The sequence below is a fragment of the Glycomyces endophyticus genome (assembly GCF_039531525.1).
GTDB lineage: Bacteria > Actinomycetota > Actinomycetes > Mycobacteriales > Micromonosporaceae > Glycomyces > Glycomyces endophyticus.
Genome location: NZ_BAAAQF010000004.1, coordinates 147,383 through 165,353, shown reverse-complemented (window position 1 = coordinate 165,353; position 17,971 = coordinate 147,383). Strand labels below are relative to the sequence as shown.

Here is a 17,971-nt window from a genome sequence, read left to right as displayed (position 1 = left end):
TTGTGGCGACTTACCAGCCTTGACGCTGTTTTGGTGTTGCCGTAGTCTCACCGCTATTACCGAAAGTTTTCGGATCTGTTCCGGAAGTTCCCCAACAGTTTCGGTACGCCGAGGGGTCGTGCAGGGCCCGTCGGACCCCTTCTTGTGCACTGCGCGACCACGGAAGGAGCGCTCACCGATGAGCACTCAGCAGCCCCCCTCCGGCGACCGACGGGTCCAGACCCCGTGGCCCGACGTCACCCGGCGCGGCCTCCTCCTGGCCGGCGGCGCCGCCGCGGTCACCGCCTCCGCCGCCGGATGCAGCTTCTTCTCCACCGACCCCGACGGCGACGGCGCCGGCGGCGACAAGGGCCCCGAGGCCCCCATGCTCGCCGAGCGCGTCGAGGCCGGCGACCTCCCGCCCGTCGAGGAGCGCCTCCCCAAGGAGCCCCTCGTCGTCACGGCCACCGACGAGATCGGCGCCTACGGCGGCACCTGGAACACCGCCATCACCGGCGCCTCCGACGGCCCCTGGCTGTGGCGCACCGTCAACGACGGCCACCTCCTCGAACGCTCCCGCGACTGGAGCGAGATCCGCATGAACGTCGCCTCCGCGTTCGAGGCGAACGCCGACGCCTCCGAGTTCACCATCACCCTCCGCGAGGGGATCAAGTGGTCCGACGGCACCCCGCTGACCACCGCCGACGTCGAGTTCGCCTACCACGACGTCAACCTCAACACCGAGCTCACCACGGCCGTGCCGCCCGAGCTCTCCAGCCTCGACGGCGCCCCCGCCGAACTCGAGATCGTCGACGAGTTCACCTTCGTCGTGCGCTTCTCCGGCCCCAAGCCGCTGTTCCGCGACGACATGGCCGCCGGCACCTCCGGTCAGCGGTTCACCATGTACCCCCGCCACTACCTCGAGCAGCTCCACATCGCCTACAACCCCGCGGCCGACGACGAGGCCGTCGCCGAGGGCTACGACGGCTGGGTCTCGCGCTTCACCGCCCTGGGCAACCTGTGGAACTTCCAGTGGGAGAACCCGGAGCTGCCGACGCTGCTGCCGTGGATCTGCAAGAAGCCGATCTCCGACGCCGACCACGCCCTCTTCGAGCGCAACCCCTACTACTGGAAGGTCGACGAGGACGGCAGCCAGCTGCCGTACATCGACGAGATCCGCTACAACGTCATCGCCGATGTCGAGACCATGTTCGCCCACGCGGTGAACGGCGACTACGAGTTCCACTCGCGCCACTTCAACGACAACGCCCACCGCGCCGACGCCGTCGACGGCGAGGAGGCCGGCGGGTACACCATCATCGACCTCGAAGGCACCTACTCCAGCGACATGAACCTCGCGTTCAACCTCAACCACGCCGACGCCGGACTGCGGAAGATCTTCCAGGACAAGCAGTTCCGCATCGCCATGTCGCACGCGATCGACCGGCAGGAGCTCATCGACGTCCTGTGGAACCGCGTCGGCGAGCCCACCCAGGCCGCCCCGCGCCCCGAGTCGAGGTTCCACGACGAGGAGTTCGCCACCCAGTACACCGAGTTCGACCCCGGCCTCGCGAACCAGACCCTCGACGCGGCCGGGTACGCGGCCGGCGCCGACGGCGTGCGCGTCGCGCCCGACGGCACCCCGCTCGAGTTCACCGCCTCGGTCGCCGACGACGCCCTCCTGGGCACCGTCTGGCTCGACGGCCTCGACATGATCAAGGACATGTGGGCCGCCGTCGGCGTCACCCTGCACGTCAACGGCCAGCCGCGCGAGAACTGGCAGGCCGGCATCGACGAGAACGCCTACGACCTGACCGTGTGGACCGGCGACGGCGGCTACATCGACGAGACCACCGCGGTCCAGTGGTACATGCCCGCCGGGCCCTCCGGCGGCGCGCTGTTCGCCCGCCAGTGGTCGGCGCACTACACGCTCAACGGCGCGCAGGACGCCGAGATGCTGGAGGCCCCGCCCGCGCACGTCGTGGAGCAGCACGACCTGTACGACCAGTTCCTCGCCGAGGCCGACGAGGCCGTGCGCACCGAGATCTTCACCCAGATCCTCGCCGTCGCGAAGGAGCAGTTCTACGCGATCGGCACCGTCCGCGGCCAGGGTTCGTGGGCGATCGCCTCGAAGCGGCTCCGCAACTTCGGCGGGCCCATGCCCGAGAACCCGACGTACGGCACCCCCGGCCCCGCCGCTCCCGAGCAGTGGTGGCTGGAGTCGGAGTAGCAAGCGCCACAAGGGAATAGGGAGTCCACCTTGGTGCGATACCTGGGCCGCCGCGCGCTCTACATGGCGGCCACGCTGCTGGCGATCTCGCTGGTGGTGTTCGTCATCATCAGCCTGCCGCCCGGCGACTACGTGACCGCGCTCCAGGCCAAGTACAACGTCATGGGGCAGGGCCTCACCCCGTCCGACGTCGCCGACCTGCGCATGCGCTACGGCCTCGACGGGAACCTGCTCCAGCAGTACTGGCACTGGATCACCCAGATCGTGCTCCACGGCGACCTCGGCATGTCCTTCGAGCACTCGAAGCCGGTCGAGGACGTCATCGCCCCGCGCCTGGGCTGGACCATCGCGGTCTCGCTCATCACGCTCCTGGTGACGTGGGCGCTGGCGTTCCCGATCGGCGTGTACTCGGCGGTCAAGCAGCACTCGGCCGGCGACTACGCCGTCACCACGGTGGGCTTCCTGGGCCTGGCCACCCCGAACTTCCTCATCGCGCTGGTGTTCATCTACTTCAGCGTCACCTGGTTCGGCACCGTCCCCTCGGGACTGTGCTCGCCCGAGTGGTGCGACGCCCCCTGGAACCTCGGCAGGCTCCTGGACCTGTTCGGGCACCTGTGGATCCCGATGATCGTCATCGGCACCGGCGGCGTCGCGGGGCTGGTGCGGATCATCCGCAACAACCTCCTCGACGAGCTGCGCCGCCCGTACGTCACGGCGGCGCGCGCCCGCGGCGTCCCCGAGGGCGCGCTGCTGCGCCGCTACCCGCTGCGCGTGGCGCTCAACCCGTTCGTGTCCACCATCGGATGGGTCCTGCCGCTGCTCCTGGTCGGCGACATCGTCGTCGGCCAGATCCTGAGCCTGCCGACGCTCGGCCCGATCCTGCTGGGCGCGTTGAAGTCCCAGGACATGTACCTGGCCGGCTCGGTGATCATGGTCCTCAGCGTCGTCACCGTCATCGGCACGCTCGTCTCGGACCTGCTCCTCGGCTGGCTCGACCCCCGCATCCGACTCGGACACCAGAGGTGAGGCCGCGATGACGATCAAGGAACCGGGCGCCCCCGACGGCATGACGCCCAGTCCGGGCGAGCTCCAGCGCACCCGCGCCTCCCAGCGCACGCTCGTGTGGTGGGCCTTCAAGAAGCACCGGCTCGCGCTCGTCTCCGCGTGGCTCCTCGCCGGGATGCTCGTCGTGATCGCCCTGTGCGAGTTCGTGGCCCCGTTCGACGACCGCCACCGCGACTCCGAGTACACCACCGCCCCGCCGCAGGTCCTGAAGCTGTGGGACACCGACGGGCCGGACGGGTTCCGGTTCGGCCTCCACGTGGACGGCTACACGTCCACACAGGACCCGCGCTCGCTGCGGATCACCTACGAGGCCGACCCGCAGGACCGCGTCGACGTCGGCCTCTTCGTCAAAGGCGAGGAGTACGAGCTGTTCGGCCTCGTCCCCATGGACCGGCACCTCATCGGGCCGAAGGACGCCGACGACCCGATGTACCTGTTCGGGACCACCACCGACGGCCAGGACCTGCTGAGCCAGCTGGTGTACGCCACCCGCGTCTCGGCCTCGGTCGGCATCATCGGCGTCATGCTGGCGTTCCTGCTCGGCATCGTCCTCGGCGCCGTCTCCGGCTACTTCGGCGGCTGGACCGACAACGCCGTGCAGCGCGTCATCGAGCTCATCATGGCCGTGCCCTCGATCCCGCTGTGGCTCGGCCTCGCCGCCGCGCTCCCGGCCCAGATGGGGCCCGTGGCGAGGTACTTCATCATCACGACGATCCTCGCCCTGGTGGCGTGGACCGGCCTCGCCAGAGAGGTCCGCGGGCGCTTCCTCGCCCTGCGCTCGGAGGAGTTCGTGACCTCGGCGCGGCTCGACGGCTCCAGCCACGCGCGGGTCATGTTCCGCCACATGCTGCCCTCGTTCTCCTCGCACGTCATCGCCGCGCTGAGCCTCTCGATCCCCGGCATGATCCTCGCCGAGACCGCGCTGTCCTGGCTCGGCATGGGCCTGCGCCCGCCGGCCGTCTCCTGGGGCGTGCAGCTCCAGGACGCGAGCAAGTGGAGCGTCCTGTCGGGCGCGCCGTGGCTGCTCATCCCGGGCGTGTGCGTCGTCCTGGTCGTCCTCGCGTTCAACTTCGTCGGCGACGGCCTGCGCGACGCCGCCGACCCCTACAAGCACTAGGTGAGCAATGGAGCAACCCGCACGACCGCTGCTGAAGATCTCGGGGCTGCACACCGGCTTCGACACCTACGACGGGAGGGTCCGCGCCGTCGACGGCGTCGACCTGGAAGTCCACGCCGGCAAGACCCTCTGCGTCGTCGGGGAGTCGGGCTGCGGCAAGTCCGTGACCGCCCGGTCGATCCTGCGCCTGGTCGAGGACCCCGGCTCGATCGACGCCGGGACCATCACCTGGTACGGCGACGAGGCCGACGGCACCGGCGAGCCGTTCGACATCCTCGCCCTCGACCCCCGCGGCAAGCGGCTCCAGAAGCTGCGCGGCGGCGACATCGGGATGATCTTCCAGGAGCCCGCCGCGTCCCTCCTCCCGCTGCGCACCGTCGGCGCGCAGCTCGTCGAGACCCTGCGCATCCACACCGGACTCGACAAGAAGGCCGCCCGCGCCAGGGCGATCGAGCTGCTCGACGCCGTCGGCATCCCCGACCCGCAGCGGCGGATCGACGCCTACCCGTTCCAGCTCTCCGGCGGCATGTGCCAGCGCGCGATGATCGCGATCGCCCTGTGCGCCAACCCGTCGCTGCTCATCGCCGACGAGCCGACCACGGCCCTGGACGTGACGACGCAGGCGCGCATCCTCGACCTGCTCCGCTCGCTCCAGGCCGAGCACCGCATGGCCGTCGTGTTCATCACCCACGACCTCGGCGTGGTCGCCGAGCTCGCCGACGAGGTCGCGGTCATGTACCTGGGCCGCGTGGTCGAGCGCGCCCCGGTGGACGAGCTGTTCGCCGATCCCAAGCACCCGTACACGAAGGCGCTGCTGGCCTCCGTCCCGGTCCTCGGCCGCGACCGGGGCCGCGACCTGCCGACCATCCCCGGCGCGGTCCCGAACCCGCTGCACCGGCCGAGCGGCTGCTCGTTCCACCCGCGCTGCGCCGAGGCCGTCGCGGGCGTCTGCGACCTCGACGCACCGCCCGAAGTGGACTTCGGCGGCGGCCGGACCGCCGAGTGCGTGCTGTACACGTCCGACACCGCGGCAGAAGAGGCCAGCGCATGACCGACCCACTCCTGGAGGTCCGCGACCTCCACGTCCGCTTCCCGTTGCGCCGCAACCTGCTCGGCCGCACCACCGTGGAGAACCACGCCGTCTCCGGCGTCGACCTCGCCCTGGTCCCGGGGGAGACCCTGGCGCTGGTGGGGGAGTCCGGGTGCGGCAAGACCACCCTGGGCCGCACCATCGTCGGCGCACAGCAGGCCACCAGCGGCTCGGTCCTGTTCGACGGCAGGGACCTCACGGCCATGCGCGAGCGCGAGCGGGCCCCGTACCGGCGCCAGATCCGCATGGTCTTCCAGGACCCGTTCTCCTCGCTGAACCCGCGGTTCACGCTGCGCCAGATCATCGGCGACCCGCTCACGGCGACCGGCGAGGCGCGCGGGTCGGAGCTGGAGGACCGCGTCGCCGAGATGATGCGGCGCGTCGGGCTCAGCCCCGACTACATGGACCGGTACCCGCACGCGTTCTCCGGCGGCCAGCGCCAGCGCGTCAACATCGCGCGGGCCCTGATCGTCGGCCCGCGCCTGGTGGTCGCCGACGAGCCCGTGTCGGCGCTGGACGTCTCGGTGCGCGCGCAGATCCTCAACCTGCTGCGGGAGCTCCAGGCCGAGCTCGGCTTGACGTACCTGTTCATCTCGCACGACCTGTCGGTGGTCGAGAACCTCGCCGACCGGGTCGCGGTCATGTACTTCGGGCGCATCGTCGAGCTCGCCGACACCGCCTCGCTCTACGGGCGGCCGCGGCACCCGTACACCGAGGCGCTCATGTCGGCCGTGCCGATCCCCGATCCGGCCCTGAAGGGCCGCGGCGGGCGCATCCTGCTGCCCGACGAGCTCCCCGACCCCGCGAACCCGCCCCCGGGCTGCGCGTTCGCCCGCCGCTGCCGCCACGCCGAGGCGGGCCGCTGCGACACCGGGACGATCCCGCTCGACGACGGCGCGCGCTGCGTGCGGCGCGGGGAGCTTGACCTCCGGGGCATCGTCGTGACACCATCCTGAATGCGCTTGCCAAGTCGCTCCGCGTGCTGCACCGCCGTCGACACCGAAAGGCCGCCATGGCACACCAGAACCACGACATCATCCCGCAGATCGACGGACTCGCCTACGGCGGCGACTACAACCCCGAGCAGTGGCCGCGCGAGATCTGGGACGAGGACGTCCGCCTCATGCGCGAGGCCGGGGTGAACCTCGTCAGCGTCAACATCTTCGCCTGGGCCAGTGTCAACCCCGGGCCCGGCGAGTGGGACTTCGCGCAGCTCGACGACATCATGGACCTCCTCGCCGGCGCCGGGATCAAGGCCGACCTCGCGACCTCCACGGCCTCCCCGCCGCCGTGGTTCTCCCAGCGCCACCCCGAGACCCTGCCGGTCGACGCCCAGGGCGTGCGCCTCAACTCCGGCGCCCGCGCCGAGTACTGCCCGCACGCCCCGGCCTTCCAGGACGCCGTCGTCGAGATGGCCTCCCGCCTCGCCGAGCGGTACGCCGCCCACCCCGCGCTCGCCATGTGGCACGTCGGCAACGAGTACTACCGGTCCTGCTTCTGCGACCTCGCCGCCGACGCCTTCCGCGCCTGGCTCCAGGACCGCCACGCCACCCTCGCCGCCCTCAACGACGCCTGGGGGACCGCGTTCTGGTCCCAGACGTACACCGACTGGTCCCAGGTCCTCCCGCCGCGCGTCTGCGCCGAGACCCCCAACCCCGGCCTCCTCCTCGACTGGCAGCGCTTCTCCTCCGACGCGCTCCTCACGCTCTTCCGCGCCGAGGCCGACGCGATCGGCAAGCACTCCGCCGACGTCCCGATCACCACCAACCTCATGGTCACCGGCGACTTCTCAGGGCTCGACTACCACCGCTGGGGCGAGCACGTCACCGGCCCGAACCGCCTCGTCGCCACCGACCACTACCTCATCCCCGAGCACGACGGCGACATCGCGTGGCCCGCCCAGGTCGCCTTCGGCGCCGACGCCTCCCGCGGCCTCGCCGGCGGCTCCCCCTGGCTCCTCATGGAGCAGGCCGCGAACTCCAGCGCCTGGCGCCGCGGCTACTTCGCCAAGCGGCCCGGCGACCAGCTCCGCCACTCCCTCGCCTACGTCGCCCGCGGCTCCGAGGGCGCCATGTACTTCCAATGGCGCGCTTCGCGAGCGGGCGCCGAGCGGTACCACTCGGCGATGCTCCCGCACGGCGGCGCCGACTCCAGGGTCTTCCGCGAGGTCAAGGAGTTCGGCGCCCGCCTCAAGCGCCTCGCCGAGGTCAAGGGCTCCACCGTGGTCGCGCGGGCCGCCGTCCTCCTCGACTTCGAGTCGTCGTGGGCCGCGAAGACCCCCGGCCAGCCCTCCTCCGACATGGCCACCTACCCCGAGCTGCGGCGCTGGCACGCGGCCCTGTGGCGCCGCGGAGTGACGACCGACGTGGTCAACCCCGCCTGGGACCTCTCCGGGTACGAGTTCGTGTTCGCCCCGCACCTGTACCTCCTCGAGTCCGACGCGCACCTGCGCGCGTACGTCGAAGGCGGCGGCACGCTCGTCGTCGGCCCGTACTCCGGCGTCGTCGACCGCAACGACCGCGTCCACCCGGGCCTGCCGGGGGCCATCCGCGACCTCGTCGGCGTGCGCGTCGAGGAGTTCGTCCCGCTTCCCGAAGGGGCCGTGGCGGTCCTGGACGACGGCACCGAGGGCCGGACCTGGACCGAGGTCGCGCACCCGGTCGGCGCCGACGTCGTCGCGAGCTTCACCGGGCACCCGTCCACCGGCGCGGTCTTCCGCCGCCGCCTCGGCGACGGCGAGGCCTGGTACCTCGCCACCCGCCCGGTCGACCTCGGCCCGCTCCTCGACCGCATCGGCCTCGCCGCCGCGGCCCCCGAGGGCCTCGAACTCGTCCGCCGCCGCCACGAGGACGGCCGCACCTATCTGTTCGCCATCAACCACACCGACGCGCCGCAGCGGTTCGACGCGGCCGGCGAGGACCTCCTCACCGGCGCCGCCTGGACGCCCGCGACCGACCTCGCCCCCGGCGAGGCCGCGGTCATCCGAGAACGAGCTGCGGCGCGTACGCGATGACGATGAACCTCGCCGCGCGCCCCACGAAGCAGACCGCGGCGAACACCGGCGTCCGCATCGGCGTCCCCGCGATGTAGATGCTGGTCGCCAGCAGCGGCGGCAGCCCCAGGAACGCGCTCAGGAGCAGGATCGGCAGCGTCAGCGCCGGCCGCTCCAGCAGCGCCGTCAGCTTCGCGGCCGCCGCCCGCAGCGGCGTCCCGAGCCTGCCGATCCTTTGCCGCAGCGGCGAAGCGGGCCGCGGTTCCCCCGCCGCCCGCCGCCGCTGCCGGTGCTCGGCGACCGCGCCCAGCCACCGCTTCACCCGCTCCGACCGGAACACCCCGCGCGCGCCCAGGAAGATCACGGTCTTCCCGATCGTCTGCCCCACCGCCGCGGTCAGCCCGAGGCCCACGGGCCCGTACCCCGTGACCGCCGCGAGCCCGATCAGGTACGGCTCGATCGGCGTGACGGGCACGAACGCCGACAGCAGCGCCGTCGCGAACGTCGCGAGGTACGCCGCGATCACACGCGGGCCGTCTCAGCCGACAGCAACCGCCCCACCGCGACCAGCGAGACGACCTTGACCACCGTCACCGCGCCGGCGAACAGCGCCGGCCACACCGGATGCGGCGCGAGCAGGACCAGCACGACCAGCCCGCTCGTGTTGAGCGCCTTCGCGGGCGGCGACCAGTTCCACCGGTACACGCCGCGGTGCACCTCGTAGAAGTAGTTCGGGCTGTCGATGGGCCAGTACAGAAAGCTGAGACTCAACATGCAGTCGATCACCATGAACTGCACCAGGAAGATCCCCACCGGCACCCACATGCCCGGCAGCAGCACCAGCAGCGCGGCCGCGCACAGCGCCGTGCAGGCCCGGTCCGACAGGATGTCGAACACCGCCCCGACCCGCGTCTCCTGCCCGAGCCACCGCGCCAGCATCCCGTCCAGCACGTCCCCGACCCAGTAGACCAGGTACGCCGCCACCGCCAGCCACATGCTCTCCAGCACGACCGCCGGCAGCGCCAGCCCCATCGCGACCACCGTGCGCACCAGCGTCACCGCGTTCGGCACGTTCACCAGCCGCGGCATCGCCACGACCACGTCCGAGCCGCGAGTGTCTGGTCGCCCGATCATGCGGTGTCCGAATCGTCGAGGGGATGCAGCGACGCGCTACACCACAGACCCTATCCCCTCACTGCAAACCCCTGTCCACCAAGCATTTACCTCAGAACGTGAACACGGCCGCCGCCACGAGCATGAGCGTGGCCGCGGCGCCGAAGCACGCCATCGCGGCCCGCAGCAGCCGGAATTTGGTGAGCGCCAGCGTTGAGATGACCGCCTGCTCCTTCGAGCAGGAGGTCAACTGGGACTCGCTGTCGCGGGTGAGTGCGAGCGCGCGCTCGGCGATCTCCTCGGGCGAGTGGTTCGCGCCCGCTCTGATCCCGACATCGTGCGACGGCAGCCGCGGCCACACCACGGAGCCGAGGCAGGCGATCCCCACGATGAGCAGGAGTGAGGCGATCCAGGAGACCACTCGGACCGGCATCGACGGATCGGTCAGCGTCGGCGCGGCCAGCAAGATGGCGGCGATCGGAATCGCGCCCGCTGCAAGGAAAGAGGCCTTCGCATCCGCGTGGCTGATCATCTGCCGGGAATGATCGAGTTCCCACCGGACCTCTTCGATCGCGGGATCGTGGTGCGGCGGTAAAGCGCGTGACATGGTTTCCTCCACAGTGCGCTGTCGTACTTCCATCGTCCCAGAGCGCGAACACGGGCGGGGTTCGCTGGAGCGGCTAAGACCCTGTTGTGACAGCAATGCGACAGTACCGCGAGGTCCAACTGGTCCTTGTCCCGATCGAGGAAACGCTTGTACCGCACCACCTCTTCGCGCTGCATGAATGGCAGCCCATCGATGAATTCCGCGGAGTCGATCAACTGGTCCGTGCCGGGTTCGGGCAGGATCCAGCGGTTGAACACCTCGACCAGGCCGCCGTAAAGACGGATAGCCATGTCGCCGCTGGCCTCCGCCCGCGCCCACTTGCCTAGACCGCCCTCAGCCAGTTCGCACGCCCGGAGCCAAGTAGTCCCGCGGGCGAGGATGTCGATGTCGGACAAGTAGGTTCGATGCCCGGTGACGAACAACCACGCACTTCCGGCGATAACGAAGTCAGCGGGGTCGAAACCTCGATGCCTGACCAGCCACCAGACCAGTTCGATGAGTTGCCGTCCGTTGCGCGGTTGGTTGGGATTCAGGTTGAGCGGAGTCATTCCGGGGAAGTGCGGAGGTTCGGGTGCTTTCACGGTTTCCGTCCACGTTCAATCGTCAGAGGAACTACGAAAGTACGAAAAGCGCATCTTTGTTCGACGCGATCAAGGCAGCAGAAATGGCGCCCTTGAGCGGGTGATGCTCGTCGAGCAGCTGTCGGCGCTATCGGTGGATGGCCGCAGCATGGAACTCGGGGTGAGGGGCGCGTGGTGAAGGATCGACTGTTCTGTTGTCGCCTATGGGGTTTTCCTCGGAGAGGCCCGGCTCAGTCCGTTAACGGCGGCTTCTTGACCTGTTTGACCATTCGGTTGAGCGCTTCCAGGTCGTGGATGACCATGTAGCCTCGCCCGGTGGAGAGGACCTTGTCTTCGCGGAGCCGTCTCAGGACCACGGCGGCTGACTCGCGGGACAGCCCGCTGAGCGAGCCGAGGTCGCTCTGAGTGAACCCTGCTATCCGCAGGCCGTCATCGGTCTGCCTGCCGATGCCGGTCTCGATCAACGTCTGGATGCCCCTGGCGATCTTGTGTTCGCTGCTCGTCATCGACTCGGCTTGCCGATGATCCCTCTCGATGACCATCTCCGAGAGGAACCGGAGCATTACGAAGGCCGCCCGTTTCGAATCGAGGACGAACTCCACCCAGGCCTCGCCCGGGATTTGCAATGCCTCGACCTGGTTCAGTGCCACGAGGTCGGCAGTTCGGAGCCGACCGGTGAGGATGGCGAACTCCCCGATCACGACGCCGGGCTTGTAGATCCGCACGATCGAGCGCGGCTCGCCCGCGAGGACTTTGACGTGGCCGGACTGGAGGTACAAGACGAAATCGGAGTCGTCGCCTCTACGCACGATGTCGGTGCCCGCCGGGTACGCGACGCGGTGGGCGCGCGGAGCCAGGAGTTCGAGCTCCGCCTCCGTGAGGATGGGGCTCTCGTATGTGTAATCCCCCATGTTGCTCAGTGTAGGAGTACACACAACGTCCCTGTCCAGAGTTAAGAGACGCCTATTTTCGACGGGTTCTGTGAACGCTTGTCGCCCTTATGAATCCGCATGCTGTGAGTTTGCTGTCAGCGGATGGCGGAGGCCGGGGTGGTCCTTGGGGAGGGCAGCCTTGATGACCCAGCCGCTGACGACGAGGCACAGGACCAGCAGCGGCCAGGACAGGACCACCTGGGCCACACCGCCGCCGATGACGGCGAAGTCGTCGCTGTCGGAGTTCCAGAACGGCGTCAGGACGGCGACCCGGAGGGCGTACATGGCGACCCAGACCCAGGACGCCAGGGAGTACGCGCGCAGGAGGGCCGGGTCGAGGCGCCACTGGGTGCGCTGGCCGAGGAGGCCGCCCACGATGAGGCCGAGGAGCGGGCGGCGGAAGACGATGAAGCCGGCCCAGACGAGGGCGCTCGCGGCGTTCGAGACGATGCGGGGGAGCAGGATGTCCTGCGCGCGACCGGTGTAGAGGACGATCAGCGCCGCGACCGCGACGCTGAGGAGGCCGAGGACGACCGCCCGGGGCCGCTTGCGCTGCGCGAGGCGCACCGCCGCGATCGCGGCGGCCGCGACGAGCGACGCCGCCGCCGCCCAGGCGATCGAGTGCCCGGTCAGGAGCCAGGTGAGGACGAACACCACAAGCGGGGCGGTGGCGTCGAAGGCGCCGCGCTTGCCGCCTAGTAGGCTGACGAGCGTGTCTTGCCGCACAGTATCGGACAACTCCCCGACCCTCACCTCTCGACCCGGTATCTCAGGCAAGGCTACCCTAACCGCAGTGGCCTGCCGGGCGTCAGTCCCGCGGCCTCGACTACGGATGGATTGGCACGGTACCGGATGCTCGGCACACATCGGATCACCGAATCGCAGCTCGTCGACCTGCTCCGCCGTGCCCGAAAGACCGACTTCGGCAGGTGGAACAAAGGCGACCTGACGCGGGCCATGACCGACCTCGGCTGGCAGGTCCGCTCCGCCGAGGTCGACATCGGCATGTGGCGGGCCGAGACCGGCTACGACACCGGCAACGCCATCGCCGACTCCGTGCCGCCCCAGACCCCCGTCTCCGGCCGCGCCGACTTCTACTCCATCGAGGTCATGGTGCTCCGCTCCGCCGAACGCGGCCGCCAGGGCGAGAACCACCGCACCCTCATCTTCCGCGAGGTGCTGCGCACCATGACGGCCGAACTCGGCGCCCCCGAGATCCGCGGCGGCGACGGCGGCCCCTGGATCCGCTGGTACCGCGACGGCCTCATCTTCGAACTGCACCTGCGCCGCTTCCACGGCGGCGTCACCCTGCGACTGCTCTCCCCGGAGCTCTTCGAGCAGCTCGAAGCCCACGCCATCGGCAAGGGCGACATCTCCGGCTGGTCCGCCTACGCCCGCTCCGGCACCCGGCCCCCCGAGCCCGCCTGCCACGACATCGGCGAGTTCACCGAGCGCCTCAGCTCCCTGCTCCAGGACATGTCCGCCGACGTCCCCGTCGTCGACACCTCCGGCACCGTGCTCCTGCGCACCGGCGACTGGTCCGCCCGGTACGTCGCCGCGTTCGTCGACGACGGCCTGCGCGTCGAGGCCAGCGCCGCCGTGAGCGGCTCCTGGCGCGCCGGACTCTCCAACCTGCCGAGCATGGGCTTCCGCGCCCCCAGCGGCTCCCAGCCCAACTGGTCCCGGACCTTCAACTCCACCGACCGCACCGCCACCAACCAGGCCGCCCACATGATGGTCGACGCCCTGCGGGCCTTCGGCATCCAGGACCTCTTCGACATCGTCTACGACGGCTTCACCGCCGACGGCGAGCGCATGTACCTGCCGGTCCTCGGCATCGGCAACGGCGAGAACCCCTACTAGCGGCGGACCGGGCCCCCTAGCCGCGCGGCTAGAATCGGGTCATGATCGTCGACCTCCGCTCCGACACCGTGACCCGCCCGACCCCGGGCATGCTCGAAGCCATGATGACCGCCGACGTCGGCGACGACGTCTACGGCGAGGACCCCACCGTCAACGCCCTCGAAGCCGAGGCCGCCGCCCTGTTCGGCAAGGAGGCCGCCGTCTTCACGCCGACCGGGTCCATGGCCAACCAGATCGGCCTCCAGCTCCTGGTCCGCCCCGGTGAGGAACTCCTCTGCGACGTCAAGGCCCACGTCGTCAACTTCGAGATGGGCGCCGCCGCCGCGCTCGGCGGGATCTCCACCCGCACCTGGGCCGGCGCCGACGGCCGCGTCGACGCCGACCTCGTCGAACCCCTCATCAACCGGCCCAACCCCTACGTCACCGTCACCCGCGCCATCGCCGTCGAGCACACCCACAACATCGGCGGCGGCACCGTCCAGCCCATCGAGGAGCTGCGCCGCCTCCGCGGGCTCGCCGACGCCTACGGCCTCGGCCTTCACCTCGACGGCGCCCGCATCTGGAACGCCCACGCCGCCACCGGCGTGCCCCTCGACGAGTACGGCCGCCTGTTCGACACCGTCTCGGTCTGCCTCTCCAAGGGCCTCGGCGCCCCCGTCGGCTCGCTCCTCCTCACCGACGCCGAGCGCGCCCAGCGCGCCCGCGTGATCCGCAAGCGCCTCGGCGGCGGCATGCGCCAGGCCGGGTTCCTCGCGGCCGCCGGCCGGTACGCGCTGGCGAACCACATCGGGCGCCTGGGGGAGGACCACGCCCGCGCGGCGCACCTCGCCCGCTCGCTGGAGCCGTTCGGGATCTGCGACGCCGCCAAGGTGGAGACCAACATCGTGCTCGTGCGCGTCCCCGAGATCGCGAAGGTCGCCGCGGCCGCGGCCGAGCAGGGCGTGAAGATCTCGGTGCTCGGCGCCGACTGGGGCCGGATGCTCACGCACCTGGACGTGGACGACGCCGGGATCGAGCACGCGGTGAAGGTCCTGGGCACGCTGCTCGGGAAGTGACCGAAGAGACGGTTGCCGATCGTCCCTTCGTTAGGTAGGTTAGGCATGCCTTTATTAGTCCTGCCTAACCTGCCGGAGGTCGGTGCGTGTACGCCTGCATCTGCCACGCGGTCCACGAGAACGAGGTCCGCGCCTGCATCACCGCGGGCGCGCACACCGAAGAGGCCATCGGCGAGGCGTGCGACGCCGGCACGAGCTGCGGCACGTGCCATGAGCGGCTGGTCGACATGATCGAGAGCTACTTCACGGACTCGGTCCCCGCCGTCGCCTGAACCCACCGCTTTATCGGGATTTGCCCGTCCCTTTAGGATGTCCTCCGTTAGGATAGGTTGTCCTATTTTAGGTATTCCTGGCTGGATATCGCCTCCCATCTCGTCCTACGCTGGGGTCACCGGTCGCCGGACCGGCGACACCTGAACGACCGGGAAGGACCAGCCATGCAGGGCGACAAGCAGGTCATCGAGTTCCTCAACGAGCAGCTGACCGCGGAGCTGACCGCGATCAACCAGTACTTCCTGCACTACAAGCTCCAGGAGAACTGGGGCTACACGAAGCTGGCGAAGTACACGCGCGCCGAGTCGATGGACGAGATGCGCCACGCCGAGATCCTCACCGACCGCATCCTGTTCCTCGACGGCATGCCGAACTACCAGCGCCTGTCCCCGCTGCGCATCGGCACCACCGTCAAGGAGGTCTTCGAGTGCGACCGCCTGATCGAGGTCGAGGCGATCGACCGCCTCAAGCGCGGCATCGTGCACATGGAGTCGGTCAAGGACTTCACCTCGCGCGACCTCTTCGCCTCGATCCTCAAGGACGAGGAGCACCACATCGACTACCTGGACACCCAGCTCGAGATCCTGGAGAAGATCGGCGAGCCGCTGTACATCCAGTCGCTCATCGAGCAGCCCGAAGAGGCGTAGCCACCAGTACGTTGGAGGGGGCCGGCTTTCGCCGGCCCCCTTTCTTCTTGCGGCAGAGCCCCTCACATCTCCGCCACAGTGGTAGGTCGTCGCCTTGACAGCGCCGACGCAAGGATCGTAACATATCAATACTTTGAATGAAAGTTTCCGAGAGTTTCGGGAACTCCTCGTTCGGAGCCCCCAGTCGCGGGCCGGCACCTCACGACTCCCGGCCTCGGCGTCCCCTCACTCCGCAAAGGAAGCGTCCATGCCGACACCCTCCCCCCGCGCCTCTCGCCGCGCCGTCCTGACGGGCGCCGCCGTCGCGGGCGGCGCCGCGGTCCTCCCGCTCGCCGCCGCGAGCCCCGCGCACGCCGACGACCTGCTCCTCGCCACCGACTTCTCCTCCGGCACCACCGAGGGCTGGTACGCCCGCGGCGCCGTCGCCCTCTCGGTGAACGCCGAGGGCAGCCTCCTCGTCGAGGGCCGCACCGCCACCTGGAACGGCGCCGCCATCGACATCACCGCGCACGTCGAGGCCGGCGTCCGCTACCGGCTCCGGGTCCTCATGCGCCTGCCCTCGGGCCTGGACGCGGCCGACCTGCGCACCACCGTGCAGCGCGACGCCGCCGGATCGACCGCCTACGAGACGGTCAAGTGGAACACCGCGGTCACCCCCGACGCCTGGACCGAGTTCACCGGCACGTACTCGATCACCCAGCCCGCCGACCTGCTCCAGTTCTACGTCGAGTCCGCCTCCAGCCTCACCCCGGTCCTCGTCGACGAATTCACGCTCACCCGCATCCAGGAGCCCGAGATCCAGGACCTGCTCCCGCTCAAGGACTTCCTCGCCTGCGACTTCCCGATCGGCTGCGCCGTCGAGCCGCCCGAGGTCGCCGGCAAGCCCGCCGAGCTCCTCGCGAAGCACTTCGCGCAGGTCACCACCGGCAACCAGATGAAACCCGACGCGATCCAGCCGACCGAGGGCGTCTTCACCTTCGACCGCGCCGACGAGATCGTCGCCTTCGCCGAGGCCAACGGCATGACCGTCTGGGGCCACACCCTGCTGTGGCACAACCAGACCCCCGCGTGGTGGTTCCTCGACGCCGACGGGAACCCGCTCCAGAGCACGCCCGCGCACCGGGCGCTCCTGCTCGCCCGCCTCGAAGCGCACGTCACCGCGATCGCCGCGCACTACGGCGACCGGGTCTGGGCCTGGGACGTCGTCAACGAGGTGGTCGACCCCGAGCAGACCGACGGCCTGCGCCGCTCGCGCTGGTACGAGGTGTTCGGCGGCGGCGCCTACATCGGCGAGGCCTTCAAGATCGCCCGCCGCATCCTGCCGCGCAAGGTGAAGCTCTTCCTCAACGACTACAACACCGAGTTCCCCGACAAGCGCGAGGCGGTCTACAACCTGGTGCAGGACCTGAAGCGCAAGCGCGTGCCGATCGACGGCGTCGGCCACCAGGCCCACGTCGATTACCGGCGCGACCCGCAGCTCCTCGGCGAGTCCATCGACGCGTTCAAGCGCCTGCGGGTGCTCCAGGCCGTCACCGAGCTCGACGTCTCGGTCTCCGACCACATGGAGGAGTCCCTGCCCGCGACGCCGCCGGAGCGCCTGGCCGCCCAGGGCCGGTACTACCAGGAGCTGTTCACGGTCCTGCGCGACCGCGCCCGCCACCTGGAGTCGGTGACGATGTGGGGCCTGTACGACGCGGTCTCGTGGCTGCGGACCTGGCCGGTCTCGCGCCCGCACGAGGCGCCGCTGTTCTTCGACGACCGCCTCCAGGCCAAGGCCGCCTACTGGGGCGTCGTCGACCCGGCGCAGCTGCCGCCGGAGTAGAGCCGTCCGGGAGCGGGGCATGCAGATCCGGGGCCCCGCTCCCGGGCTTCACTCGGACGGGTGAGAGCGGCAAGCGCGGTCATGTCGGACCCCCTCCTTAAACTTGACTCCAGGGGTCCCTTTAGGGGGATATATCGGTTATTACGGATTCGTTCCCTTGCGACGCATCATGACGTGCGGGATGCCGTCCTCCAGGTACTCCTCGCCGTACTCGGCGAAGCCGAACTTCCGGTAGAACCCGGTCGCGTACGTCTGCGCGCCGAGCACCACGTCGACCCCCGGGCCGAGGTGCTCGAGCGCCGCCCGCATGAGCCGCGCGCTCAGCCCGGTCCCGCGGTCCGGCAGGGCCGCGCAGACCCGCCCGATCTTCCACACGCCGTCCCCGCGCAGCACCCGCAGGCACGCCGCGGCGCCGTCCGCGCCGTCCACCCAGAAGTGGACCGTCGCCGGGTCCAGGTCCGCGTCGTCCAGGTCCGGGTACGCGCACTCCTGCTCGACCACGAACACCGCCTGCCGCAGCCGCGCCAGATCGAACACCGTCCGCCCGTCCAGGTCCGCGAAGCGACCGCTCCTGACCTCACGCATGTCCGCCATCACGCGGCCGT

At 70.0% G+C, this 17,971-nt stretch carries 18 protein-coding genes; 11 read left to right on the top strand and 7 right to left on the bottom strand.

The window, feature by feature from the left end; translation table 11 throughout:
- Positions 1–178 precede the first annotated feature (178 nt).
- Genes ABD419_RS03940 through ABD419_RS03915 form a run of 6 tightly spaced genes read left to right on the top strand, consistent with a single transcriptional unit; the run spans position 179 to position 8,494 of the window.
- On the top strand, positions 179–2,209 hold the full coding sequence (locus tag ABD419_RS03940; protein WP_344481998.1) for an ABC transporter substrate-binding protein: 2,031 nt from the start codon (positions 179–181) through the stop codon (positions 2,207–2,209).
- 30 nt (positions 2,210–2,239) lie between these two features.
- Complete coding sequence (locus ABD419_RS03935; protein WP_344481996.1) at positions 2,240–3,235, top strand: ABC transporter permease; 996 nt, start codon at positions 2,240–2,242, stop codon at positions 3,233–3,235.
- A 7-nt stretch (positions 3,236–3,242) separates the two neighbouring features.
- Complete coding sequence (locus tag ABD419_RS03930) at positions 3,243–4,391, top strand: ABC transporter permease (RefSeq protein ID WP_344481994.1); 1,149 nt, start codon at positions 3,243–3,245, stop codon at positions 4,389–4,391.
- 7 nt (positions 4,392–4,398) lie between these two features.
- Positions 4,399–5,442, top strand: a complete 1,044-nt coding sequence (locus tag ABD419_RS03925) for an ABC transporter ATP-binding protein (RefSeq protein WP_344481992.1) — start codon at positions 4,399–4,401, stop codon at positions 5,440–5,442.
- Positions 5,439–6,437, top strand: coding sequence for an ABC transporter ATP-binding protein (locus tag ABD419_RS03920; RefSeq protein WP_344481989.1), 999 nt, complete (start codon positions 5,439–5,441; stop codon positions 6,435–6,437). The genes ABD419_RS03925 and ABD419_RS03920 overlap by 4 nt, the downstream gene beginning before the upstream one ends.
- Positions 6,438–6,493: 56 nt before the next feature.
- Positions 6,494–8,494, top strand: a complete 2,001-nt coding sequence (locus ABD419_RS03915; RefSeq protein WP_344481987.1) for a beta-galactosidase — start codon at positions 6,494–6,496, stop codon at positions 8,492–8,494.
- On the opposite strand, the gene ABD419_RS03910 is transcribed toward ABD419_RS03915, so the two are convergent.
- The 6 genes from ABD419_RS03910 to ABD419_RS03885 form a co-directional block, all read right to left on the bottom strand.
- Positions 8,460–8,999 (bottom strand): hypothetical protein, encoded by a 540-nt coding sequence (locus tag ABD419_RS03910; protein ID WP_344481985.1) that lies wholly within the window; start codon positions 8,997–8,999, stop codon positions 8,460–8,462. The two genes, ABD419_RS03915 and ABD419_RS03910, sit on opposite strands and share 35 nt — an antisense overlap.
- Positions 8,996–9,607: a CDP-alcohol phosphatidyltransferase family protein gene (locus tag ABD419_RS03905; RefSeq protein ID WP_425555912.1), complete on the bottom strand. Its 612-nt coding sequence runs from the start codon at positions 9,605–9,607 to the stop codon at positions 8,996–8,998. Before ABD419_RS03905 ends, ABD419_RS03910 begins: the two co-directional genes overlap by 4 nt.
- A gap of 91 nt (positions 9,608–9,698) precedes the next feature.
- A complete protein-coding gene (locus tag ABD419_RS03900) occupies positions 9,699–10,118 on the bottom strand; it encodes a Pycsar system effector family protein (protein ID WP_486327367.1) in 420 nt (139 codons plus the stop codon).
- Positions 10,115–10,774, bottom strand: coding sequence for a hypothetical protein (locus tag ABD419_RS03895; RefSeq protein ID WP_344481980.1), 660 nt, complete (start codon positions 10,772–10,774; stop codon positions 10,115–10,117). Before ABD419_RS03895 ends, ABD419_RS03900 begins: the two co-directional genes overlap by 4 nt.
- 230 nt (positions 10,775–11,004) lie before the next feature.
- Positions 11,005–11,685, bottom strand: coding sequence for a Crp/Fnr family transcriptional regulator (locus tag ABD419_RS03890; RefSeq protein WP_344481977.1), 681 nt, complete (start codon positions 11,683–11,685; stop codon positions 11,005–11,007).
- An 87-nt stretch (positions 11,686–11,772) separates the two neighbouring features.
- On the bottom strand, positions 11,773–12,432 hold the full coding sequence (locus tag ABD419_RS03885; protein ID WP_344481974.1) for a DUF3159 domain-containing protein: 660 nt from the start codon (positions 12,430–12,432) through the stop codon (positions 11,773–11,775).
- A gap of 126 nt (positions 12,433–12,558) precedes the next feature.
- Between ABD419_RS03885 and ABD419_RS03880 the strand changes: the two genes are divergently transcribed.
- The 5 genes from ABD419_RS03880 (at position 12,559) to ABD419_RS03860 (ending at position 17,366) form a co-directional block, all read left to right on the top strand.
- Positions 12,559–13,569, top strand: a complete 1,011-nt coding sequence (locus tag ABD419_RS03880) for a TY-Chap domain-containing protein (protein WP_344481971.1) — start codon at positions 12,559–12,561, stop codon at positions 13,567–13,569.
- A 44-nt stretch (positions 13,570–13,613) separates the two neighbouring features.
- Positions 13,614–14,624: a threonine aldolase family protein gene (locus tag ABD419_RS03875; RefSeq protein ID WP_344483417.1), complete on the top strand. Its 1,011-nt coding sequence runs from the start codon at positions 13,614–13,616 to the stop codon at positions 14,622–14,624.
- An 86-nt stretch (positions 14,625–14,710) separates the two neighbouring features.
- A complete protein-coding gene (locus ABD419_RS03870) occupies positions 14,711–14,896 on the top strand; it encodes a (2Fe-2S)-binding protein (protein WP_344481968.1) in 186 nt (61 codons plus the stop codon).
- 165 nt (positions 14,897–15,061) lie between these two features.
- On the top strand, positions 15,062–15,544 hold the full coding sequence (gene bfr / locus ABD419_RS03865) for a bacterioferritin (protein ID WP_344481967.1): 483 nt from the start codon (positions 15,062–15,064) through the stop codon (positions 15,542–15,544).
- A 247-nt stretch (positions 15,545–15,791) separates the two neighbouring features.
- The gene (locus tag ABD419_RS03860) at positions 15,792–17,366 is read left to right on the top strand and encodes an endo-1,4-beta-xylanase (RefSeq protein WP_344481965.1); all 1,575 of its coding nucleotides are present in this window, start codon (positions 15,792–15,794) and stop codon (positions 17,364–17,366) included.
- A gap of 141 nt (positions 17,367–17,507) precedes the next feature.
- Here the strand turns inward: ABD419_RS03860 and ABD419_RS03855 are convergent, their stop codons facing one another.
- On the bottom strand, positions 17,508–17,960 hold the full coding sequence (locus ABD419_RS03855) for a GNAT family N-acetyltransferase (protein WP_344481963.1): 453 nt from the start codon (positions 17,958–17,960) through the stop codon (positions 17,508–17,510).
- Between the last annotated feature and the right edge of the window lie 11 nt (positions 17,961–17,971).